The sequence below is a fragment of the Pedobacter sp. Leaf250 genome (assembly GCF_920984735.1).
Taxonomy (GTDB): domain Bacteria; phylum Bacteroidota; class Bacteroidia; order Sphingobacteriales; family Sphingobacteriaceae; genus Pedobacter.
This window is the reverse complement of record NZ_CAKLBU010000010.1, coordinates 106,064-129,409: the sequence shown is the minus strand read 5'-3', so window position 1 is coordinate 129,409 and position 23,346 is coordinate 106,064. Positions and strand designations below refer to the sequence as shown.

Here is a 23,346-nt window from a genome sequence, read left to right as displayed (position 1 = left end):
AGGAAGGTAAATTATCCTTCGTTAATGTGGCGATGCAGATATTCTTCTACGTTAATCAAATCGTTATCTACCTGGTCTTTTGCCGTGGCCGAATCATAATGCAAAGAGTCGTCAGCAAATTCACTTAACAAGCTGATTTTTATCTCCTCTTCTTCATTTTCTGCCTGAACTTCGCTACTGCGACCTACAACTGTGAATATTCCTTCAATACCATCATGCACGAAGCTATATTTCACTTCAAATCTTTCATCATCTTCAGTTGGTACTTCTGCTATTTCAGTATATTCTCTTTCTTGAACAGTTTCCAACCCTTGTTTTAGTAATTTTATTGCTTGTTGTTTTTTCTCTTCTGTCATAATCTTAAGTCTTTTGTAATCCAAACACCATAACGTGTTCAAGGTTTTAAGTTAACTTAAACAATCTAGTTAATGATTCGCATCGGCTGGCGCATTCGTTGTGGAATCGGCCATTTTGTTCGCGTTGTTACTATCAATGGTAGTAGTATCCAAAGATGTAGAATCTGTATATTGATTCATTTTATCTGCATTTTCCTGATCTGCCTGCTTTCCATTACACGCGGCAAAAGAACAACAAATGGCCAAGCCAAAAACTAATATTTTTATTTTCATGATTGATTTGTTTAAATAGTTTATTTAACCTACAGCTGTAACAGACTCATTTAAAGCGCCAACATATTCGAAAGTTGCAAAGGAATTTCCAGTTTTAGTTCTTACAATTCCTTTAAAGCTAGATGGATAATCGCCAACAGATTCCCAAACTAACTTTGCCGCATTAGCATAAGCAACCAATTCAGTATCATCTTTAACAATGAAGGTCATCGTATTATCTCCATCAACACCACCTCGAAAACTATCTACAAATTGAGTTCTGTAATAATCATTGGGAATAGATAATCCCTCATCACTAATATTCATCATAAATTTTAAAATTTTTTAAGTCTACCAGAATAATTGGCCTTTTAACTTAACATGATGTTTTTAAATATGTTTGAAAATTATTCCAAATTCAAGTCTAATAACAATGCAGAAAGTGAATTGGGCAAGGGAATATCATTTAAGGTATATTTCAAAGTGGCTGTGGTTTAATTTTAAAAAATCTATAACGGTTAACAGATACAGCATTCATAAAACCAAAAGGGTTTTCATAAAACTTTTGGATGATCATTTTGTTTATTCCAAAATCACTCACTTTGGAAAATTCCCGACCAATTGATCTTGCTGCATTAGTTCAGAATAAACTTCGTTTAACAAGAAGCAAACAAGCCTTACCCGAGCTTGGTGTTTTGGAAAACCTGTTCGATTGTTTGTTCTATTCAAGCATGTGTAAGGAAGAAAGTGATTTGATAAGAGTTACCATAACTTTAATAAATCCCGATAATCCTGATCCTTCACCTCCACATCACATTGTTCCGGAAAGATGGAGCTGCATTGCTTTTGATCGTAAAATACCAATGACTACCAAATCATTAGCCAAATTATCGAAAGCAGCAGATCCTTCCAGCACATCATTAGCCGTGTATTTTGATGAAAAAGGTCGCCTGTATGTTTGGGGAATGATCGATCAGGCAATGCACTATCAAAATTTTCTAAATTATGAATCGGATATGTACTCGGAACAACCCGGATTATTTCAGGTTGCCGTAAGCGACATTGGTACGCTTCATGTTTTTTTTGATTATGAGTTGCTGGCTACACTCAAACAAAATATTTTAGTAAAAAGATATCTCGATGTATTAACCATTGGGCCGATATCTAAAATGATGAAGAAAAATGCAGATTTTTTAAAAGTTGCACTTCGGAGTTATATCGATCAATTTCATCCTACAGAACAATATGCAGAATGGGAAGAGTTTTTGGATAGTTTATGGATACAAACGTTTTCGAGATTATTGTTGAAAATACAAAACTATCAGCATGGCGGTGCAATTTTAATTGCTGCTGATACTATCGATCTTGATGTAAAATATAAAATTCATTATGATCGGTTGGCGCAGGCTATGATTTCTCACGCCAAGGCATCAATTGATGAATTTGTGGTAGAAAATAAAATCTTTAGCGATTTTAAAAAGGGGAAAAGATCTGTAGCCCGCAACACATACCAAAAAGAAACACAATCTTTTTTCGATAAAAAAGGAACTTCTGATGAAATCAAGGGGGCTATTAATTTTATTGCGTCTCAAAGTTGTGTAGATGGGGTTGTGCTATTTAATCAAAATATGGTAGCAAATGGTTTTGGAGCAGTATTAAGGGCAAAGCGAATGCCACGCAAAATATTTGTTGCCAATACCTCAACGGCTACACCAAAATCGTTGGTGCCGCATGATCCAAAGCATTATGGAACAAGACACAGATCGATGATTGCATACTGCTGGAACCATCCTTTAGCGCTAGGTTTTGTAATCTCTCAAGATGGAGAAATTAGGGCTTTCTCTAAAATTGAAGATAAACTAATCATGTGGGAAAATATCAAAACCCAACAATATCGCACCAGTAGGTCTCAAAGAAGGAGCCAGGGATAAAACTTTAATAGTTAAGATGGATGGATAATTAAAATGTAAAATAATCTTTAGTAATTTGTGTATTATTCTTTAATATAGTTTTCTCAAAATTAACTGTAATTTTATACGTTATGGTGAAACAATTACACCATTATAAGTATTTATTGAAAATGCATTTTTATCACATACATAAATTACCTCAACTTACATATATTCATGAACTATAAACAATTGCAGGAAAACGTAGAAAATTACGTGAGCAATTACTTCAATACCCATAGCGATCCTCGATTGGTTTACCATAATTTTGAACATACTGAAGAGGTTGTAAAAGCAGCAAAGCAAATTGCCAATCACTATCAACTTAATGAGCAGGATTTTTTCATTGTTACAGTAGCAGCTTATTTTCATGATACGGGTTATTACGATGATGCCCTAAATCACGAATTTAAAGGTGCCGAATTGGCCGATAAATTTTTGGTAGAGCAAGAGGTTGCCCCTGAAATAAGAGCGCAGGTTAAAAGTGCCATCCTGGCTACAAAGATTCCGCAATCGCCAAAAAATCAGATTGATAAAATTGTATGTGATGCTGATTTATTTCATCTTGGATTGCCCGATTTCCGGAAAAAGGGGAAATTAATGCATAAGGAAGCTGAACTTATTCATAAAAAAGACATCAGTAAACTGGATTGGCGCAAAAAAGATATCCAGTTTATGGAGTCTCACCGCTATCAAACGGATTATGCCATTCTCTTGCTTAACGATCAGAAACAGGCCAATATTAGTAAACTTAAAAGTAAACTAACCCCCCAACAGGTAATCAGTGCTGAAATACAGGAGCCAAAAAACTTTGCGCCAGCAATTGATTTATCGAAAGTTAAGAAGAAAGATAAAGATGATCGGCCAGATAAGGGCATCGAAACCATGTTTAGGATCACTGCGACGAATAATCAACGTTTAAGTGATATGGCCGATAATAAGGCCCATATATTAATCACAGTTAATTCGATCATGTTATCCTTAATTGTAAGTTTATTGCTTAGAAGATTAGAAGATCATGGAAATTTGATTATCCCAACATTCATTCTACTTATTGTAAGTCTAACCTGCGTGGTGGTTTCCATTTTATCTACCCGTCCATCCATTCCAAAAGGAGAGTTTACCCAGCAGGATATGGATGATAAAAAAGTTAACCTTCTGTTTTTTGGTAACTTTTATAAAATGAGCCTGCCTAGTTATACCGATGGAATGATAAAAGTAATGAATGATAAGGATTTTCTTTATGGAACACTCATTACTGATGTTTATTCGCAAGGTGTAGTATTAGGAAGAAAATACAAATTGATCCGTTTGGCCTACAATATTTTTATGTGGGGCTTAATTGCTGCGGTTTTTGCTTTCGTAATTGCTTACGCAGCTTATGGTAAACTTTAATGGCTGCAATAATTGAAACTTCCTTTTTCAACAGAGATTTAAGCTGGCTGAAATTTAACGATCGTGTGCTGGAAGAAGCAGGCCGAGATTCTGTTCCTTTACTTGAGCGAATTAAATTTCTTTCGATATTTTCTTCAAATCTTGATGAGTTTTATCGGGTTCGCATGCCCGTGCTCCTGGCTTTGGAAAAGTTAAGCAACCGAGAGGATAATGACATCCATATTCAAGAGGGTTTATTAAAAACTGCAAATCAAATTATTACAGATCAGCAGCAGCGTTTTGGTAAAACCTTAAAATCGAAAATTATTCCAGCGCTTAAACAAGATAATATTAATCTCATTTATGGAGAAACATTTCCTGTTGAGATTCAAAAACCCATTACCCAGTATTTTTTAAGTCAGGTTTTAGCTTTCCTTCAGCCCATTTTTATTGATGAAAAAACCAACTTTTTCCCTTCAAACAATGAGCTATATTTTTTAATCACACTAAAAGCCAATTCTGGTTTAAAGGCGGTTATTTTAAATATTCCATCTAATGAGCTGCCACGTTTTTATAAGGTGGATTCGAATGGTGAAACTTTCGTGGTTTTTCTGGATGATATTATCCGATTTCATTTGAATCGTATTTTTCCCAGTAATGAGGTTACGGGATGTTTTAGTTTCAAAATCACACGCGATGCGGAGATTGATTTAAAAGATGAATATTCTGGAAGTTTATCAGAACAATTAGAAAAGCAGTTGCAAAAACGAGATTTAGGATTGGCAACAAGGTTTCTTCATCAACCTGGAATCCCTATTCTTGTGCTGGAATTGGTAAAGAAAATTTTCAATTTAAAAAAGGCCAACAATATCGAAGGTGGACAGTATCATAACCTCAAAGATTTGATGGCTTTTCCGATAAAATCGGATAAACTTTCTAATGATTCATGGCCTAAAATATGCAATACCGATTTTATCGATGGCACTTTAACAGAAGCGATTTATAAAAATGACATCATCGTACACACTCCATATCAAAGTTACGATAGTGTTTTGCGTTTCTTTAACGAGGCTGCTATTGATGAAACTGTTCAGGAAATTTACGTAACACTCTACCGTGTAGCCAGCGACTCGAAAATTGTAAATGCTTTAATCAGTGCTGCTAAAAATGGAAAAAAGGTTACAGTTTTAGTAGAGCTTAAAGCCCGTTTCGATGAAGCAAATAATATCAAGTGGGCGAAAAAAATGAAGGCCGTTGGAGTGGATATTATTTACAGTGTAACGGCCTTAAAAGTTCATGCAAAGGTTGCCTTGGTAAAGCGTAAGGTTGAAGGAAGAATGCGTTATGTTGGTCTTTTTGCAACAGGTAATTTTAACGAAAGCACAGCTGGTTTTTATACCGATCACATCTTAATGACTGCCAATAAGGAAATGCTTCGTGAGGTTGAACTGCTCTTTATTTTCCTGGCCAAACGTGTTAAACCTACAACGGATAATTTCATCAAGTTCGATGAATTATTGGTTGCACAATTTAACTTGCAGCAAACTTTTATTTCACTGATCGATCGAGAAATAGAACATGCAAAAAAGGGCCAGGATGCTGCTATTACCATTAAAATGAACAATCTCGAAGAAAAAGTGCTAATTAACAAACTTTACGAAGCATCTGCAGCCGGCGTAAAAGTGGAGATGATTGTGCGTGGAATTTGCCGCCTGATTCCCGGTGTACAAGGAATGAGTGAAAACATTAAAGTAACAAGAATTGTAGACCGGTATTTGGAACATGGTCGGGTTTTTGTATTTCATAATCTTGGCAAAAATGATGTTTATCTGGGCTCTGCAGATTGGATGAACAGAAACATTTACCGCCGGATTGAAGTTTGTTTCCCCATTTATGATCAAAAAATAAAACAAGAAATTTTAGATATCATTAATCTTCAAAAGCAGGATAATGTACAAGCTGTTACTATCGATGAAAACATGAACAACGTGGCAGTTCTGCCAGGAGAGGTTCCGGTTTCATCGCAACATGCCATCTATCAATACTTAAAGACTAAGAATTAATATTTTATCGTATGAATAAGAATAAAGCAAAAATAGCAACCGTTGTAGCGTTAATGGCCCTGGCTTTTGTTGGGGTTTCGTGTGTGAATGATAAGCACGATGATAAATCTGCTGCAAGTGAAGAAACAATACAAACTACACCTGCAAAATCTGATTTACCCTACGACTTAGCAAATCCTGTTAAATATAATATGCCGCAAAACCTATTCGAAATTTCAGGTATTGTTTTTCATAAAGGTGATCCGAGCAGGGTTTTTGCCATTCAGGATGAAGATGGAGATTTATTTTACTTGGGCTTGAGCGATAAGCAATCGAAATTTACAAAATTTGGTGGCAAAGGCGATTATGAAGATTTAGCCATTATAAACAACTACATTATTGTATTAAAAAGTAATGGTGAATTGCACACTTTTCCCATTTCCGAAATTAATAAGCCTGAGGCAGCAAATGTTATCAAAACCAAAGATTTAGTGCCAAAAGCCGAATATGAAGGTTTGGCTGCTGATGAAAAAACAGGAACAGTTTACGTGTTAACGAAAGAAGTGAAAAAAGGTAAAAAAGATGAAACGGAAATTTTCGCATTCAAATTCGATGGTGGCAAATTTACCCCAAATGGAACTTTTACGCTGTCATCCAAAGAAATAGCTGGTTTATCTGGAGAATCAAAATTAAAGTTTCGTCCTTCGGCATTGGCTAAAAATCCATCAACGGGAGAGTGGTATGTGCTATCTTCAATGAATAAATTATTGGTGGTAACCGATGCCAGTTTCAAAATCAAGGCTATTTATCCACTTAAGGGTAGCTTTTTCAATCAACCTGAAGGAATTGCTTTTGACAGGGATAATAATCTTTACATTTCGAATGAAGGCGGAACTTTATCGGCAGGTAACATTTTAATGTTTAAGCTTAAAAAGTAGTCAGCTCAAAATTATCTATCTTTATACAAACGCCTGGCTATGATCAAAAAATTTACCCTTTTTTATATTTTACTTTTAACAAATTTCATCGCCTTTGCGCAAAGCGATGTTAAATACCGTGTTATCCTTTTTGGCGATGCAGGCGAAATGAATACGGCGCAAATGCAGGATCTTAAAAATGCTGCCAAGCAGATTATTCCGAAAAAAACTACTGTGGTTTATTTAGGAGATAATATTTATCCTACAGGCATGGGTTTGCCAGGGAGTTTGGAAGAAGAGGATACCAAGAAAATTCTGCGTTCACAATTCGAACCTATGCGCTCAATGGGTGCAAATGTTTATTTCATTCCGGGTAATCACGATTGGGATAAATCTGGACCAAAGGGTTTAGCTAAAATAAAAGCACAGGATGATTTTTTGAAGGCGCAAGGCGATCCACTTTTAAAACTGATTCCTGATAATGGTTGCCCTGATCCAGTGGCCATTAAATTAACAGATAAACTCACAATTATTGCTTACGATAGTGAGTGGTGGCTTTTCCCTTATAATAAAGCTAATGCTGCAAGCGAGTGCAATTGCAATACTAAAGATGAAGTTTTGGTACGAATGGAAGAATTATTGGAGCAGAATAAGGATAAGGTAATTTTATTGGCTTCCCATCATCCGTTTCAAAGTTATGGTCCACATGGAGGTTACTTTAATTTGCGTAATCACCTGTTTCCATTAACTTCCCTAAATAAAAATCTTTATATCCCGATGCCGGTTTTGGGTTCGGTTTATCCTTTTTTAAGGTCTACGCTTTTAAGTCCAGAAGATTTAAATCATCCTGCATATAAAGATATGATTCGGTCTGTAAACGGAGTTTTTGGCGATTATCCAAATGTAACTTATGTTGCTGGTCACGAACATGGTTTGCAGTTAATTAAAGGGAAACAACTTCAAATTGTTAGTGGCTCAGGTTCAAAAACATCGCCTAACAAACAAGGTAAAACATCTTTGTTTAATGCCATGGAGCAAGGTTATGTGGTTGCAGATCAGCTAATGAATAATGATATGCGCTATGAATATTATGTGTACTCCGATACGAGCGTAAAAAAAGTTTACAGTTACATCAAAAAATTTGAAACCATACCATCAAAAGTTCGTAATCGGGATAAACCCATCACCGCAGATAGTATTTTTGTTAAAATTAAACCAGAATATGATAGCGTAGGTCGGTTTCACCGCTATGTTTTTGGCGAGAATTATCGAAAAGAATATGCAGAGCGAACCAAAGTTCCTGTGCTCCACGTATCAAAAATGATGGGCGGCTTAAAAGCCACACAACGAGGCGGTGGTAACCAGTCCCGCTCACTACGTTTGGAAGATAAAAATGGAAAAGAATATGTGTTACGAAGTGTAGAAAAGTTTCCTGAAGTTTTATTGCCCGAAGGATTAAGAAATACTTTCGCTAAGGATATCATTAAAGATAACATGTCGGCGCAACACCCTTTTTCGGCATTGGTTGTGCCCGAATTGGCCAAAGCTGCTAAAATACCACATTCCAATCCTATTATAGGGTGGGTCTCTCCTGATGATGGGCTGGGCGAATTCGAATCGGCCTTTGCCAATACATTATGTTTATTTGAGGAACGTGAACCAGTTGGAGAATCGGATAGTTCGCCAAAAATGGATAAAAAATTAACTGACGATAATGATAATAAGTTAGATGGTCCGGCATGGGTAAAGGCTCGGGCTCTGGATGTTTTACTGGGCGATTGGGATCGGCATGAAGATCAATGGCGTTGGAAAGAAACCAAAACCAAAGATGGATCAATTTACGCACCAGTTCCTCGCGATCGTGACCAGGTTTTTTACCGCGGAGATGGAAAATTACAACGCTTCACCCAATCATCATCACTGCTTCCAATGATGCAGGGTTATGAGCGCCCGATACAAAACATCAACTGGTTTTTGTGGGAGGGAAGAGAAATTAGCAGCCGCTGGACAGCCAATATCGATGAGGAAGAATTTGATAAGATTGTTAAGGATTTCTGTTCAAATTACAACGATGAAGTTTTTGAAAAGGCATTGAGAAAGCTTCCGGAGCCAAGCTATTCACTTCACCACGATGCATTCTTGAAAACACTTCGGGAGCGTGTGGCGAGTTTACCTAAACTAATGAATGATTATTACCATTTCTTCAATCGCATTGTTGATATTGAAATGTCCAATAAACATGAATTGATCAAAGTAAGTGATACTGATAATGATGGATTAAGGGTTAAAATCAATAAAATTTCCAAAGAAGGAAATATAAAAGATGAATTATTCGATCGCAAGTTCGATCCGAAAGTAACCAAAGAGCTTCGTATTTACATGCACAATGGAAACGATAGTTTGATTTTGGATAACAAAAATTCAAAAATCAAAATCCGAATTATTGGTGGTAAAGGGAATAAATATTACGATTTTGCCAATAGCAATAGTACCGTTAAGTTATATGGTAGAACTGATAAAGCTACTTATCAGGGCGATGATCAGGATAAAATCAAAAAAATTATTTCGAACGACACTGCAAACTTTAGTTACGTACCTAAAGATATGTATGTAAGAAGATCGTATAATCTAAATGCAGGTTATAATCGTGATGATGGAATTTTATTAGGTTTAGTGTATAAACAAACCAATCCTGGTTTTAGGAAACAACCTTGGGGAAACTCCCAGACTGTTTCATTTTTACATTCATTTTCTACCAAAGCGTTTCGATTTAACTATAAAGGAGAGTGGCTGAAAGCATTAGGAAAGGGCGATTTTCTCATCAACGCAAATGCTTATGCACCAAATAATACACAGAATTTCTTTGGTTTAGGAAATGATACCCAATTTGACGAACATGGAGATGATATTCGGTATTATCGTGCCCGTTTTAATTTATATCAGGTTGATGCTGCTATTCGCTGGCGCAGGCCAAAATCAACTTTTTCTGTAGGTCCATCTTATCAATATTATAAATTTAATAGAGAGGATAACGAAGGTAGATTCATTTTAAATGAAGGTGCGCTCCACTCTGCAGATAGTTTAACTGTGCGCAATGAAAAGATGTTTGCAGGTGCAATTGTAAATTTTACAAACAATACCCGCGATAATGATTTGCTGCCAACATTGGGTAGTTATGTAGATTTTAAATTGCTGGGCTATAAAGGAGTTAATAAATACTCAAACTCTATTGGGCAATTTACAGCCAGTATTGCTTTATATAAAAATTTAGATGGAAGAAAAAATTTCATTTTGGCCGATCGTTTTGGTGGTGGGGTAACAATAGGGCAACCTGCATTTTACCAAGCACTATACCTCGGCGGACAAGGAAATCTTCAAGGTTATCGCCAGTTCAGGTTTGCTGGTGAGCATATTTTTTACAATAACTTAGAATTGAGAGCAAAGCTTGGTGATTTAGTAAGTTATGTTTTACCTGGACAAATTGGTTTATTAAGTTTTTGGGATACCGGAAGGGTTTGGAAAAGAAACGAAGCTTCGCAAACATGGCACCACGGTGTAGGAGGAGGGGTTTACTTCGCCCCGGCATCACTAACAGTTGTGCGATTTGTAATGGGACATTCATCAGATGGCTGGTATCCATACTTTTCACTAAATTTTAGGTACTAAATTTGTGTAACATATATATTGATGGATTATCCAAGTATTACGTTTAACAGACGATAGTAACTCTTACTAGTATGTATCTTTGTAATGAATTACTAACTAATTAGATAACCCAAAATTTACACTATAGCAAAACTTATACAATGAATACCAACGTAATAAAAATACATAAAAACGAATGTATAGGTTGCCAGGTAGAATCTTCTCTGTCTTTTCGCCCCCTTGTGGAGTATTTAAAAGATAGATTAAAAACAGAAAAATCTGTTAAATCCGAATTTTACAGGTTTTTGCTTGAGAAAATCGAAAAAGATGAAGTGCTTTTAACAAGCATTAGCGCAGAAGAATTATCAAAATACAAAGATACTTTAGAATTAATTTTCACTATACTTACCCCGTTAATGGGCGATGAGGACGATTTATTCTGGGCATTAAGCACGCCAATTCCAGATCAAATTTTCTTCAGTACCAATGCTTTTTACAAGTTTTTTAAAGATCACGATCCTAAAAATAAGGTGAGTAAAGACAGTGAGCCTGTAGAAAAAAAACAACTTAAATTTATTTACAACATTATTTTAAGTCGTTTTTATAATTTCACTTATGTACTTAAAAATGAAATTATTTACGGTCACGTTAACGAAGATTCAAAACTAACGCAATACTATAATATCCAAACAGATACCAAATTTGTAGATATTAAGCATAAAGGCGAATTACCAAAAATCAATTTTGAGGAATTAGGAAAGCATTTTCAGGATGATAATGAATTGGATTACCTGGTTATGCATCTTCCGCTACAAAACTTTTGTTTCGAAGGATTTAGCATTATCTCTATAACCGATGTTACCCTTCAAAATTCTATTGATGGTATTCGTGATGCTTTGGTAAACCATAATTATCAAACAGAAGCCTATACCCACGTTATCCAGGCTTTAAAAAGTTTAAGCGGCAATGGCGATTTAGAATTTGGCTTAATGCCATTTTTAACGGTTAACAATAAATTGGTTTTCGATAATAAAGAATTTTCTCAAAGCATGCTGATCAATTCAGCAAAAGCAGCCAATCTGGAAGAAGAGGTTTTTTATTCGTTAGTTGATAAGTATAAAGAAAATCCGAAAGCAATTTTTGTTAGTTCAATCAATGATGATAAAATTTCCAAAGATCCTTTTTTAAGGGTTTTAAAAGCAGCCGGCGTTTGTTCTTATTCGGTTTTGCCAGTTTACTACAATAATCAGCTGGCTGGCGTATTAGAAGTTTATTCCAATCATGAAGTTTTGGTTGATGATAAATTGTTATCAAGATTACGCCCTGCAATGCCATTAATCGGGCAGCTTTTCCAATATAGCATTGAAGAGTTTGATGCGAAGATGGGTGAAGTGTTGATGGATAAATTTACGGCGCTACAGCCTTCAGTTCAATGGAAATTTAATGAGGCTGTTTGGCATTTTCTTCAAAGCCAGAACAGCAATAGCAAGGTAAAAGAAATTGAAACGGTTACGTTCAAGCACATGTATCCATTATTTGGAGCAATTGATATTCGTAATTCGACAACGGAGCGTAATAAAGCATTAAAAGACGATTTAAACGTACTCTTAAATCACTTAATTAATGCATTAAAGGCAATTAAGAAAACAGTTAAACTTGATTTAATAGATAAACTTTTATTTAATTGTAAAGATTGGATTAAACAAATCGGAAGTTTTGCTTCATCAAATGAAGAAAACCAATTGAGAGAATTTTTAGAGCTTGAGGTCTATCCGTTCTTATCGATTATCAAAACCAATCATCCTGAAACAACAGAAATTGTTGATGAATACTTTCAAGTGATTGTTCCGGAAACAGGTGCAGCTTATGCAAACAGACGACAATTGGAAATTTCCATGCAGTTGATTAACACTGAAGTGAGCCAATACTTGGAGAAATCGCAGGCCAATTTACAAGCTTCTTACCCTTGCTATTTTGCTAAGTTTAGAACAGACGGTGTGGAGTATGATATTTACATCGGTCAGGAGATTGCACCAGAGAAGCCTTTCGATCTGTTATATTTGAAAAATATTCGCCTATGGCAATTAACTTCAATGGTAGAGATTGCCCGCTTATCTAAAAGTTTAATTGGCGAAATGCCTCGTCCGTTAGAAACTACACAATTGATATTTATCCATTCCAATGCGATTGATATCAGTTTCAGAAATGATGAACGTCGTTTTGATGTAGAAGGTGCGTATAATATTCGATATGAGGTGGTAAAAAAACGTATTGATAAAGTTTTAATTAAAGGAACCAGCGAACGCTTAACGCAACCACATAAAATTTCTATGGTGTACTTTAATCAGGAAGAAGCCAAAGAATATCTAGAATATGTGAAGTACATGCAAGTACAGGGTTACCTTAATGATGAGGTAGAATTACTTGATTTGGATGAATTGCAAGGTGTATCAGGTTTAAAAGCACTGCGTGTTGGTGTTAAATATTTAGAGGCTAAAAAAGATGCTCATAAAAAATTAAAACCTAAAGAGCTTAAATCGATAGAAAAAGAAATTGCTAAAATGCTGCAGAATTAGAAGATATTTTTAAATCAATTAATTTTATTTACAAGCAAAAAAGGCTTTCTGATCATCTCAGAAAGCCTTTATACATTTGTGTGTTTTGTGATTATTTTATCGAAGCAATTTCTTTATCAATTGCAATTGTTTCTACCGAACTGATACTTGTTTTTAATGCGGCAAATTTATCAATAGTTAACTTTTGTTTATCGCCCATCACTAAAGTATGGTTATCTGTCGATCCGCTTAATTTTAAATCCGCGTTATCATTAATAACGGTATATAAACCTTCTGAGCTTGTATTAATTTCTGCATGTGCGCTACCTTTCAAAAAGATCTGTAAGAATTTAGTCGTAATTTTTCCTTCAGTTTTTACAATCGCATTTTCTGATGCTTCAATTCTGAAAATATCGTTGATGTAAACTACTACTTTTGCTAAGCCTTTATCAGATGAAGAGATTTTTAGGTTGTCGCCATCCTGCATAATTTTCGCTGTACCCGTATTGTCATCAGTATAAACAACACCGGCTGCCGATCTTTGGATTAAAGTAACCTCTACATTTCCTTTAACAGAAATTCTTTTGAAATTGCCAACTTTCGAAACTTTCACTGGCGCAATTGTATTGGCCGAAATGTTAGTTGAAAATACAGCTGTTGATAAAACGATTGCTGTTAATGAGGATGCGATTAGGGTTTTGATTGAGGTTTTCATAATGTTTTTTATTTAATAATTAAATGTTAATTAATTGTTATAGAATTGTTTAAGTAATTTTGTTTTTGTTTTGTAGATAAGACGCAGCAAAATCAAAAACGTTGCAAGCAGTTGGTCGATAATATACCAGCCTCATTTAATTCTCGACGAACAGGCATTAATTCAAGACGAAACCTGAGATTTTTTTAAACCTTGGTTCTGAATATTTTTGTTTACATGATTTGAAAGTGAGTGTTCTGTAATATGTGGCGGTCTGTACACCCGCTTTTCGTTGCAAGTCCTCGCTACGCTGCGGGCTTTCCACTGCAATCGGGCTTAATAACAAAGATTCTACACGAGCGGCATAACAAACATGTAAAAAAAATAGTCTATTTTGCGACTATTCTTTTTGCTATATTTATACCGTAATATTCCTAATTAGTTTATGAAGAAAAAGGTTGTACTTGTTCAGGATAATAAAGATATTCTCGATATAATGGATCAAGTTTTAGATGAGGAAGGTTTTGATGTTACATCATCATTAACAACTGAACCCATCAAAAATTTAGAGGAAATTGATCCTGATCTGATTATCGTAGACGATCATATCAAGGGGAAAGTAAAGGGATCAGAAATAATCAAAGCATTAAAATCCGATCCTGAAACAGAAGATGTTTCAGCTGTATTAACATCAACATCGAGCACTTTACCTCAAACAGCAGAAGAGTGTAAAGCCGATGATTATATTGAAAAACCATTTGATATTGATCACATGGTTGAGGTAGTGAAGAAAAATGCTTAATTACCTATTAAGCGTTGGCTCATAAGTATCAGTATTTACAGTTGCCTTAAGCTCGTGTAATATTTGATACAATCCAAAATTGGTTCGGTTAACGTAAATGAAATGTTTCACACCTCTGGCTTGTTTAAATTCAGGCATCTTTGAAATTTTTTCGCCATAAACATATAGCTGATCAAAGAATTCGGGCTTACTGAAATCAAATATTTTATTAATATAAGGTTTAGCAAAAAGACTAATCATTTCCCGATACGATTTATAATAGAATTCTACCTGCTCTTCAGTATCATCATTATGAATCATATCCAGCTTTCTAAAGGCATCAATAGTTTTTTGTTTATCATTAATTACATCAGTAGAAATTAACGAGAAAAACGGATAGTAAAAATCATTTGGTAATTCTTTAATGCATCCAAAATCTATTACGCCTAAATCTTCATTCGGGGTAATCATAAAATTTCCCGGATGCGGATCTGCATGTACGGCCCTTAATTCATGTTGCTGATAATTGTAAAAATCCCACAACGCCTGACCGATTTTATTCCTTAATTCCTGCGATGGATTGGTTTTTAAAAATTCTTTTAAATGTAAACCATCCAGCCAATCCATTGTAATAATTCTTTTTCCTGATAATTCAGGATAATATTTAGGAAAAACTACGTGATCTAAATTTTGACAATCTTCCGAAAATTGAATGGATCTTTTAACTTCCAATTCATAATCGGTTTCTTCCAATAAACGTTCCTCAACCTCTTTAATGTAGATATTGAGCTCACGTTCTGACATGCCTAGCAAACGAAACGCGAATGGTTTAACCAGTTTAAGATCAGAAGAAATACTATCTCCAACCCCAGGATATTGGATTTTAACAGCTAGCTTTTTTCCATTTAATGTTGCTTGGTGTACCTGACCAATAGATGCTGCATTGCTGGATTTGAGATTGAATGTATCAAAAATCTGATCAGGTGTTTTACCAAAGTTTTTTGTAAAAGTTTTTACAATAAGTGGTCCTGAAAGGGGAGGTGCATTATATTGTGATTGTGTAAACTTATCTACGTATGATTTAGGCATGATGTTCTTATCCATGCTTAACATCTGTGCTATTTTTAGCGCACTACCTTTAAGTTCACTCAGCGATTTGTAAATATCTGTAGCATTATCTTCATTTAACTGTTCCCTATCCATATCTGGATTAAACAGTTTTTTCGAATAATGTTTAATATAATTGCCGCCGATTTGAAAACCTGTTTTTACAAATTTTGCCGATCGCTCTACTTTAGTGGTTGGAATACTCTCTTGTGCTTTCATCAATTCTAAAATCCCATCTTTTCTTTAAATTTTCCATTACGTGATAAAAACTTTCCATAATCAATTAAATTATCGATTGGCGAGTGCTGAAAAAGATCAAATGTCACATTAATTCCTTTTTCAATGGCTTCATCACTTTTTTCGAAACCATCACTATCATCGTTAATCCAAAAATTAACAATAAATGCAAATTGAATCCATAAAGCATCTTTGTATCGTTTACTTAGAAATTTGCGTTCGGCAAGTTCACCGTTATCTAAACCTTCATCAATAATTTCCTGAGCAAAATTTTCAAAAATTGGTTTTACACCCGCTAATACATTGGGCGTAGAAAATTTACCTTGATAATTTTTCAGACTATAGATAACAAAACTGCGTTCGCTTTTAAGATTTTCAAGATAGCTATAAAAAAAGGATAGCATTTTTTCGCGAGATGTATATTGATGCCATACATCCTGCTCCTTTATTTTACTAATGGTATCGAAAGTAAGTTCGAACCAAATCGTTTTTTCAATGCTTTCAAAAGATGAATAAAACTGATAAAATTCTGCTTCTGAAATTTTTAACTTTTTAGCAAAACTATAAACTGTTTTAGGTTTTTCATTGTTGATTAAAACAAAATCAATATATGCGGTCCTTATTTGCTGAGCAGTTGCCATATCATGTCTTTTTACAATGATAACGTTTAATAATAAAGCTTGTTTTCTTACAACAATAAATGTTAATCATGTAATTGTAATAATAGCTTTCAAAATAATTGAAAGTTGGTTTTTACACTATTAAATTTAGTAAATATTGCGCTTTTGTGGAAATTAAAATTTCTTTAAAGCTAAAAATATTAGTAATATTGGTCATTCATTTAATAGGTAATATTATGGTTCAGCTAAACGATTTTTTATATGGAAAAATGGAATTTCCGCAAATATTTGCTGATCTTTTAAATACAGAAGCATTAAAGCGCTTAGCTGGAATTCATCAAAGTGGGGCTATTTTTTTAGTGAATCCAGATATTTGCCATTCCAGATTAGAACATGCAATAGGCGTAACCATGTTAATTAAATCTTTGGGTGGATCGGAATTGGAACAAATTGCCGGTTTGTTACATGATGTTTCGCATACCGCGTTTTCTCATGTTGGCGATTATGTTTTCGAACATTTGGATGAAGATTATCACGAGAAGGTTTTTGCTGAAGTAATTTATAAATCTGAAATCCCTGATGTATTGCTGAGCTATGGCTATAATGTAAATCAAATCTTCTATGGCAATTTTGATATTTTAGAACAACCAATGCCATCCCTTTGTGCCGATAGGTTAGATTATACTTTACGGGATGGCGTTCACGGTGGAATTGTTTCTCGTCAAAGAGCCCGCGAATTCCTTAATGCTGTTGTATTGAACGAGGGCAAAATTGCTGTTAACGATGATGTGCAGGCAACCTGGATAAATGAAGTTTTCGAAAGGTTAAATAATGAGGTTTTTAAACTCCCGCTTCACTTATATGCCAACGGTAAAATGGCCGAATTAATTAAAAGTTTTCTTAATAAAGGATTATTAAAAGAAAGTGACATGTTTAAAACGGATACCTTATTACTTAATAAAATCAGAACTACTTATGCGGGTTACGAAGCCATAAAATCAATAAAACAACTTCGCGGTTTGGCAGAATATATTCGCCACGGAGATTTGCCTAAAATAAAATCAAGAACTTTAAAAGCATTGCTAGTTTAATTAAATTTTATCAGCTTAAACATTATAGGTCAATTTACCGTATATTGTATTAAATATTAATTATATGTCGGTTATAGAAATTATTTTGATAGGTGTAGTAGTGATATTGATTTTCGGTGGTAAAAAGCTGCCAGAATTAATGAGGGGTTTGGGCAGCAGTATAAAAGAATTCAAGAAGGCTAAAGATGATCCAATAAATAAATAGTTTTGAAATACATCTTTAACATTTAATTAATATCAAATACCTGTTCGAAACTTTCGGTTTAGTTTTATGTTATCCTTTAAAATTAAAAGAAATGGAAAGTCCTGAACAATCAAAATCGAAAAAGCTCAAATCTGAAGTGAATCAGGAAATTCCTATACAAGGCATTGATAATTGGAACGATAGATTAGATGAGAATCTTGAGCCAGAAGATCATAATGATACCGTTGCGGATGACAAGGCCAAAAACTACTCTGAAAAGCTTGATAGTAAAGGCGAAACCGACAACTGAATTTATATTATTTAAGCGCTTTTACTTGATTTCCTGAGATTTTCATCGTTTAAGGGTGTGTCTAAATTATAAGAAGAGAAAATTAAGTTACTGTAAGAAACAATTACTTCAAGCTCATTAATATCATACAACGAGCCATCCAGCTTTTGGATCGTTGCTTCCAATTGAGACTTGTCTGAATCATCGAGCTGATTTCTGATCAGTCCAAAACCATCTTTTATTGCATTATTAATATGTTTTTTGAAAAAGAAGAATGTATTTCTATAATTCAAAAATAAAGATTCATCCTTTTTCGAAGCATGTTCCAGTTTATAATGCGCTTTTTCAACCTCCTTGTAGAGTTCCATATCTATACCATCATTTACACGGGCAGGATATATTTTCTTAATTAAATAGTGGTAGGAGTTGATAAACTTTTCCATCTTTTTACAGTAATTTAAATAATAATTGTGGGATGGAAACTGTGCGTATAGGGGATTACGCATCTATTTGTGGCGCAATAACTATCATCATTTTTGAAAAATATATTTTTTTACATCAACCTTAGTGTTTTATTACACGAAAGAGAATTTGTTTATCCTTAAAAAGTGTTAATTTTTAAAATCGCTATTTTTCTTCTATACATTAAATAGTATATTGCGTCTCTATTCTATTACCAAATGAACTATTTTTCTTAATTAGCTAATATCGATGAAGCGAGCTGGATTATTAGCTTTACTAATATTTTTATTGGTTTCAATGCGCATCCATGCTCAAAGTGTTTCCAATGAAGGCACTGATTTTTGGGCCGTATTTCCAACTCATGTACCTAGTCAAAATAGCTTAGCAAACATTGCAGTTTTTGTAACGTCGAAATTTAACACTGAAGTAACAGTAAGTTGTGGCACATGGTCATTAACAAAAGCCATACCGGCAAATCAGGCTATACAATTTGATGTGCCTCGGATATCGGCATATATTAATGATTCAGAATCAAATACAAATTTAACAAATAGGGCAATACGTATTAAAGTAACTGATGGTTTGCCTAAAGTTTCCGCATACACGCATATATATGGCAGGGCAAGGTCTGCAGCCTCATTAATACTTCCATTCGAAACCTTAGGCCAAACCTATTATTCGATGAATTATACACAATCTGTAGAAGGAAAGAATTATTTGGCTATTGTTGCAGCAGAAGATAACACGAGTGTGATTATTCATGAAAAAGGTGGTGGTACGCTGCCGGTCACTTTAGCAAAAGCAGGTGATGTTTATGAGTATATGGCTGGTACTGGTGATTTAACAGGTGTTTATGTTGAAACAGATAAAACAAAATCTTCATGCAAAAGATTTGCTGCTTTTTCTGGTGCATCAGTAATTATGATTGGTGGTTGCACCGGCTCTCAAGATCCATTGTATCAACAATTATATCCAACAGTTAGCTGGGGACGAAATTATGGTATTGTTCCATTTAAAGATCGACGATACATTTTGAGAATCCTTGCTCAGGAAGACAATACAAATTTCACTTTAAATGGCGTTTCTATTACCTTAAATAAAGGACAGTTTCACGAAAGTGGAATATTAACACAATCTACTTTCATATCTGCTGATAAGTTAATAAGTGTTGCTCAATATTCGCTTACTCAAAATTGTTCATCGGCTTCTGGTGGCCCCATCATTGGCGATCCTGAGATGGTAATACTGAATCCAGTTGAATTTAGTATAAAGACAGTTACCGTTTTTTCATCCAATTTGGAAGCGATAGTAGATAAATATCTCAATATCCTCATTAGAACAAATAAAATAAATACCTTTAAAATTAATGGAGTTGTTCCAACTACCTCCTGGAATACATTAACAGGTAATTCAACCTATTCTTACGCCCAAATTCCTGTTACTGCGAGCAGTTTAACCTTAACAGCTGATGATGGGTTTAATGCAATTGCTTACGGTTTTGGTAATGCCGAATCATATTCTTACTCTGCAGGAACTAACTTATCATCAAACAATTACTTAACTGTTGTTGATGAAACCAGAAATGAAGAAAGTCCGAATGGTTGTATTGGGCAAACTGTAGATTTTAAAGTGAATTTACCTTATGAACCAGATCGAATTACCTGGACTTTAGAGGGTGGAGCACCCGAAACTGTATTGAACCCAGTTCCGGAAAAGAAAACCGTAAACGGACAAATCATTTATGTATATCGTTACCCAGTTAGTAAAACTTACACTCAAATTGGTGAATACCATTTGGAGGTTGTTGCGCATATACCCGCAAATGCGAATAATTGTACCACTGGAGATGTGACCACAAATTATGTTTTTAATATATATGATTTGCCTGTAACAGCCTTCGATGCTAAATTAACTAGTTGCGCTAACACCGAAGTTCAATTTACAGATAAAAGCGATTCTAAAACACCAGATTTTTCAATTACTAATTGGCTTTGGGATTTTAAGGATGGAAAAACCTCAACTGAACAAAATCCAAAGCATACATTTTTAAAGGAAGGCAAATATAAAGTTTTGTTAACGGTGAAGTCTGGAACAGGTTGTTATTCAGGACCTGTTGAGAAAGAAATTGAGATTTATCCATTACCAATATCAGCTTTTAAGGCACCTGCTGAAACTTGTACAAATACTGAATTTACAATTCAGGATCTATCTACCATAAGTAATGAGGTTTCCACAAATACCATTAAAAGCTGGACATGGAATTTTGGTGATGGAACAGCTATTTCAACTGATCAAAATCCAAAACATAAATATACTGCAACTGGAAAATACACCATTTCATTAACTACAACTTCGGCTAATGATTGCACAAGCGAGGTAAAGAAATGGGAAATTAATGTTACAGAATTGCCAAAAGCGGATTTTACTATGCCGGATATTTGTTTAAGAGATGCAGTTGCTAACTTTACAAATACTGCGGTAAATGTAGATGGAACGGCTGATGGCTTATCCTATATGTGGGATTTTGGAGATAAGTATTTATCAACTGCTGATTTGGCCAAAAATACATCGAATGCCAAAGATGGGTCACATACTTATACCGTTGCTGATACTTATGATGTGGCACTCACAATTACCAATGTAAATGGATGTACTGACGTAATAAAACAAAAATTTACAGTGAACGGTTCTGTTCCTAAAGCTAATTTTGAACCACTGGCAAGCAATACCTATTGCAGCAATAACATTTTATCAATTAAAAATACGTCTATTGTTGACTTTGGTAAAGTTACCAAAATTGATGTTTATAAAGATTTTGATAACCAACCAGAAATCTTCGAAACTTTTACTTATCCTATACCTGAGCAGATAGATTTAACTTATGAAACTTTTGGTTTACCAGCAACTAAAGATTATCAAATTAAAGTGGTGGCCTATTCTGGCGGTCAATGTTCCGATTTCGTTGTTAAAACCATTACTTTAAATGCATCGCCAACATTAGTTGTCGATGAAATTTTGCCGGTGTGTGAGAATGATGGAAACGTTATCATCAATCAATTTCATGAAACTTCAGGTGTTCCAGGTTCAGGGATTTACACGAGCGATGGAAAGGGGATGATGGAAGATGGAACATTTAACCCGAAATTGGCTGGTGTTGGTGCACATAACATTACGTATACCTTTACAGCGGATAATAAATGCAATTCATCCATCACGAAATCAATTTTTGTAAATAAATCGCCAACAGTTGATGGGGGCTCAATTATTTATATCTTAGCAGGAGGGGAAATACAAATTCCTGCCCAAGCAACGGGCGAAGGACTTAAGTATGAATGGTTGCCTGCTACTGGTTTAAATAATAATAAAATCCTGAATCCAATTGCGTCGCCAGAAATGGATACTGAATATACTTTAACAGTTACTACAAATCCTGATCAATGTAGAGCGACAACTAAAGTATCTGTTAGGGTTTTGCAGGCCGTTAATCCACCAAGTAGTTTTACACCTAACGGCGATGGTGTAAATGATGTGTGGAATATTACCTATTTGGAAAGTTATCCAAATGCAACAGTTGAAATTTTCAATCGCAATGGCAGCCGAATATTTTTTAGTGCTGGATATAAAAACCCTTTTGATGGGACTTATCAAAATGAACAACTTCCCGTTGGTGTTTATTATTACATTATAAACCCAAGAAATGGAAGAAAAAATGTAACCGGACCGCTCACAATAATTAGATAAAATTGAAAAAGTACATCCTACTATTTGCTTTACTTATTTCTGCAAAAGCTTTTTCGCAACAAAAGCCCCAATACACACAATATATTTTTAACCAATATTTGCTCAATCCGGCACTTTCTGGAATAGAAAATTATATTGATTTCAAAGCAGGTTACAGAAAGCAATGGGCTGGAATTAATGATGCTCCGCAAACCTCATTTGTTTCAGCGCATTGGGCGCTTGGCGATAATCAATTATGGAGTAATGCCTTAACTTCTTTTGCGGAGCAAACAGGCAATCCGATGGATAGAAACTATATGCAGAACTATACTTCGTCACCTCCGCATCATGGTATGGGTGTTACTGCAGTTTTAGATAAAACCGGACCAATAAAAAGATTGGATGCTAATGTAACTTATGCTTATCATTTACAGTTGAGCAACAATTTTAATTTATCAGCGGGAGTTGCAGCAGGTTTATCAAGCATTTCGCTCGATATAAATGCATTGACATTTGAAAATCCTTATGAACCATCGCTGAACAGGGCTTTAACCAATCAATTACGACCAGATTTGAGTGTTGGTCTATGGTTGTATGGAGCCAGAATGTTTGCGGGCATATCTGCACAACAAATATTGGCACAGAAACTTAGCTTTTCGGGAGATGATGCCTACAATCAGGGCAAAGCGGTTCCGCATTTTTTTGCTACAGCAGGTTACAAATTTTTTGTTGATGATGATATTGCTGCTATACCTTCGGTAATGGTAAAATATGTTCAGCCAGCACCTGCTTCTATAGATTTGAATATGAAGTTAGCTTTTAAAGATAAGGTTTGGCTTGGTGGAAGTTACCGCAAAGATGATTCTTTTTCTGCAATGGCTGGTTTTAACATTGGTAAAATGGTCAACCTGACTTATTCTTATGATTTTACAACATCAGATTTGAATCAGGTAAGCAATGGCAGTCATGAAATTGTTTTGGGTTTATTATTGAACAATATTTATAAAGTGCCTTCTTATATCAGAATGTGGTAGTTGATTATTTGCTAATTTTTTAAAAGTGTAGATAAAA

Annotated in this window: 19 protein-coding genes; 12 read left to right on the top strand and 7 right to left on the bottom strand. The window is 34.7% G+C overall.

Annotation, left to right across the window (positions count from 1 at the left end; all coding sequences use genetic code 11):
- Positions 1 to 11: 11 nt before the first annotated feature.
- The 3 genes from LUA91_RS11185 to LUA91_RS11175 form a co-directional block, all read right to left on the bottom strand.
- Complete coding sequence (locus LUA91_RS11185) at positions 12 to 356, bottom strand: hypothetical protein (RefSeq protein WP_231426135.1); 345 nt, start codon at positions 354 to 356, stop codon at positions 12 to 14.
- Between the two features lie 69 nt (positions 357 to 425).
- Entirely contained in the window at positions 426 to 629 is a 204-nt protein-coding gene (locus LUA91_RS11180; RefSeq protein ID WP_231426134.1) for a hypothetical protein, read from the bottom strand.
- Positions 630 to 653: 24 nt separating this feature from the next.
- Positions 654 to 938: a hypothetical protein gene (locus tag LUA91_RS11175; RefSeq protein ID WP_231426133.1), complete on the bottom strand. Its 285-nt coding sequence runs from the start codon at positions 936 to 938 to the stop codon at positions 654 to 656.
- Positions 939 to 1,177: 239 nt separating this feature from the next.
- Here LUA91_RS11175 and LUA91_RS11170 point away from each other — a divergent pair, with 239 nt between their 5' ends.
- The 6 genes from LUA91_RS11170 to LUA91_RS11145 all read left to right on the top strand — a co-directional run bounded on the left by LUA91_RS11170 (position 1,178) and on the right by LUA91_RS11145 (position 13,111).
- Positions 1,178 to 2,539: a putative sensor domain DACNV-containing protein gene (locus LUA91_RS11170; protein WP_231426132.1), complete on the top strand. Its 1,362-nt coding sequence runs from the start codon at positions 1,178 to 1,180 to the stop codon at positions 2,537 to 2,539.
- A gap of 195 nt (positions 2,540 to 2,734) precedes the next feature.
- The gene (locus tag LUA91_RS11165; protein WP_231426131.1) at positions 2,735 to 3,952 is read left to right on the top strand and encodes a Pycsar system effector family protein; all 1,218 of its coding nucleotides are present in this window, start codon (positions 2,735 to 2,737) and stop codon (positions 3,950 to 3,952) included.
- A complete protein-coding gene (gene ppk1 / locus LUA91_RS11160; RefSeq protein ID WP_231426130.1) occupies positions 3,952 to 5,994 on the top strand; it encodes a polyphosphate kinase 1 in 2,043 nt (680 codons plus the stop codon). Before LUA91_RS11165 ends, ppk1 begins: the two co-directional genes overlap by 1 nt.
- A gap of 11 nt (positions 5,995 to 6,005) precedes the next feature.
- Entirely contained in the window at positions 6,006 to 6,911 is a 906-nt protein-coding gene (locus LUA91_RS11155) for an SdiA-regulated domain-containing protein (RefSeq protein ID WP_231426129.1), read from the top strand.
- Between the two features lie 39 nt (positions 6,912 to 6,950).
- A complete protein-coding gene (locus LUA91_RS11150; RefSeq protein ID WP_231426127.1) occupies positions 6,951 to 10,556 on the top strand; it encodes a BamA/TamA family outer membrane protein in 3,606 nt (1,201 codons plus the stop codon).
- A gap of 140 nt (positions 10,557 to 10,696) precedes the next feature.
- The gene (locus LUA91_RS11145) at positions 10,697 to 13,111 is read left to right on the top strand and encodes a GAF domain-containing protein (protein WP_231426126.1); all 2,415 of its coding nucleotides are present in this window, start codon (positions 10,697 to 10,699) and stop codon (positions 13,109 to 13,111) included.
- A gap of 91 nt (positions 13,112 to 13,202) precedes the next feature.
- Here LUA91_RS11145 and LUA91_RS11140 read toward each other — a convergent pair whose 3' ends face one another.
- On the bottom strand, positions 13,203 to 13,805 hold the full coding sequence (locus LUA91_RS11140) for a GIN domain-containing protein (RefSeq protein WP_231426125.1): 603 nt from the start codon (positions 13,803 to 13,805) through the stop codon (positions 13,203 to 13,205).
- 424 nt (positions 13,806 to 14,229) lie between these two features.
- Here LUA91_RS11140 and LUA91_RS11135 point away from each other — a divergent pair, with 424 nt between their 5' ends.
- Positions 14,230 to 14,586 (top strand): two-component system response regulator, encoded by a 357-nt coding sequence (locus tag LUA91_RS11135; protein WP_231426124.1) that lies wholly within the window; start codon positions 14,230 to 14,232, stop codon positions 14,584 to 14,586.
- Here LUA91_RS11135 and LUA91_RS11130 read toward each other — a convergent pair whose 3' ends face one another.
- Both LUA91_RS11130 and LUA91_RS11125 read right to left on the bottom strand, forming a co-directional pair.
- Positions 14,587 to 15,891 (bottom strand): AarF/ABC1/UbiB kinase family protein, encoded by a 1,305-nt coding sequence (locus LUA91_RS11130; protein WP_231426122.1) that lies wholly within the window; start codon positions 15,889 to 15,891, stop codon positions 14,587 to 14,589.
- Between the two features lie 5 nt (positions 15,892 to 15,896).
- Entirely contained in the window at positions 15,897 to 16,550 is a 654-nt protein-coding gene (locus LUA91_RS11125) for a TetR/AcrR family transcriptional regulator (protein WP_231426120.1), read from the bottom strand.
- Between the two features lie 215 nt (positions 16,551 to 16,765).
- Between LUA91_RS11125 and LUA91_RS11120 the strand changes: the two genes are divergently transcribed.
- From LUA91_RS11120 to LUA91_RS11110, 3 genes are all read left to right on the top strand, one after another.
- Entirely contained in the window at positions 16,766 to 17,620 is an 855-nt protein-coding gene (locus LUA91_RS11120) for an HD domain-containing protein (protein ID WP_231426118.1), read from the top strand.
- 64 nt (positions 17,621 to 17,684) lie between these two features.
- Positions 17,685 to 17,825 (top strand): twin-arginine translocase TatA/TatE family subunit, encoded by a 141-nt coding sequence (locus tag LUA91_RS11115; protein ID WP_231426116.1) that lies wholly within the window; start codon positions 17,685 to 17,687, stop codon positions 17,823 to 17,825.
- 91 nt (positions 17,826 to 17,916) lie between these two features.
- A complete protein-coding gene (locus tag LUA91_RS11110) occupies positions 17,917 to 18,114 on the top strand; it encodes a hypothetical protein (RefSeq protein WP_231426115.1) in 198 nt (65 codons plus the stop codon).
- Between the two features lie 11 nt (positions 18,115 to 18,125).
- On the opposite strand, the gene LUA91_RS11105 is transcribed toward LUA91_RS11110, so the two are convergent.
- Positions 18,126 to 18,536, bottom strand: a complete 411-nt coding sequence (locus LUA91_RS11105; protein WP_231426114.1) for a hypothetical protein — start codon at positions 18,534 to 18,536, stop codon at positions 18,126 to 18,128.
- 268 nt (positions 18,537 to 18,804) lie between these two features.
- On the opposite strand from LUA91_RS11105, the gene LUA91_RS11100 reads away from it, so the two are divergent.
- A complete protein-coding gene (locus LUA91_RS11100) occupies positions 18,805 to 22,296 on the top strand; it encodes a PKD domain-containing protein (protein WP_231426113.1) in 3,492 nt (1,163 codons plus the stop codon).
- 2 nt (positions 22,297 to 22,298) lie between these two features.
- Positions 22,299 to 23,309 (top strand): type IX secretion system membrane protein PorP/SprF, encoded by a 1,011-nt coding sequence (locus LUA91_RS11095; RefSeq protein WP_231426112.1) that lies wholly within the window; start codon positions 22,299 to 22,301, stop codon positions 23,307 to 23,309.
- The last annotated feature ends 37 nt before the right edge of the window (positions 23,310 to 23,346 follow it).

What these genes read in the sequence shown, in the direction of transcription:
- LUA91_RS11185 (WP_231426135.1), bottom strand. Translation starts at nt 356, where the DNA reads ATGACAGAAGAGAAAAAACAACAAGCAATAAAATTACTAAAACAAGGG.
- LUA91_RS11180 (WP_231426134.1), bottom strand. Translation starts at nt 629, where the DNA reads ATGAAAATAAAAATATTAGTTTTTGGCTTGGCCATTTGTTGTTCTTTT.
- LUA91_RS11175 (WP_231426133.1), bottom strand. Translation starts at nt 938, where the DNA reads ATGATGAATATTAGTGATGAGGGATTATCTATTCCCAATGATTATTAC.
- LUA91_RS11170 (WP_231426132.1), top strand. Translation starts at nt 1,178, where the DNA reads ATGATCATTTTGTTTATTCCAAAATCACTCACTTTGGAAAATTCCCGA.
- LUA91_RS11165 (WP_231426131.1), top strand. Translation starts at nt 2,735, where the DNA reads ATGAACTATAAACAATTGCAGGAAAACGTAGAAAATTACGTGAGCAAT.
- ppk1 (WP_231426130.1), top strand. Translation starts at nt 3,952, where the DNA reads ATGGCTGCAATAATTGAAACTTCCTTTTTCAACAGAGATTTAAGCTGG.
- LUA91_RS11155 (WP_231426129.1), top strand. Translation starts at nt 6,006, where the DNA reads ATGAATAAGAATAAAGCAAAAATAGCAACCGTTGTAGCGTTAATGGCC.
- LUA91_RS11150 (WP_231426127.1), top strand. Translation starts at nt 6,951, where the DNA reads ATGATCAAAAAATTTACCCTTTTTTATATTTTACTTTTAACAAATTTC.
- LUA91_RS11145 (WP_231426126.1), top strand. Translation starts at nt 10,697, where the DNA reads ATGAATACCAACGTAATAAAAATACATAAAAACGAATGTATAGGTTGC.
- LUA91_RS11140 (WP_231426125.1), bottom strand. Translation starts at nt 13,805, where the DNA reads ATGAAAACCTCAATCAAAACCCTAATCGCATCCTCATTAACAGCAATC.
- LUA91_RS11135 (WP_231426124.1), top strand. Translation starts at nt 14,230, where the DNA reads ATGAAGAAAAAGGTTGTACTTGTTCAGGATAATAAAGATATTCTCGAT.
- LUA91_RS11130 (WP_231426122.1), bottom strand. Translation starts at nt 15,891, where the DNA reads ATGAAAGCACAAGAGAGTATTCCAACCACTAAAGTAGAGCGATCGGCA.
- LUA91_RS11125 (WP_231426120.1), bottom strand. Translation starts at nt 16,550, where the DNA reads ATGGCAACTGCTCAGCAAATAAGGACCGCATATATTGATTTTGTTTTA.
- LUA91_RS11120 (WP_231426118.1), top strand. Translation starts at nt 16,766, where the DNA reads ATGGTTCAGCTAAACGATTTTTTATATGGAAAAATGGAATTTCCGCAA.
- LUA91_RS11115 (WP_231426116.1), top strand. Translation starts at nt 17,685, where the DNA reads ATGTCGGTTATAGAAATTATTTTGATAGGTGTAGTAGTGATATTGATT.
- LUA91_RS11110 (WP_231426115.1), top strand. Translation starts at nt 17,917, where the DNA reads ATGGAAAGTCCTGAACAATCAAAATCGAAAAAGCTCAAATCTGAAGTG.
- LUA91_RS11105 (WP_231426114.1), bottom strand. Translation starts at nt 18,536, where the DNA reads ATGGAAAAGTTTATCAACTCCTACCACTATTTAATTAAGAAAATATAT.
- LUA91_RS11100 (WP_231426113.1), top strand. Translation starts at nt 18,805, where the DNA reads ATGAAGCGAGCTGGATTATTAGCTTTACTAATATTTTTATTGGTTTCA.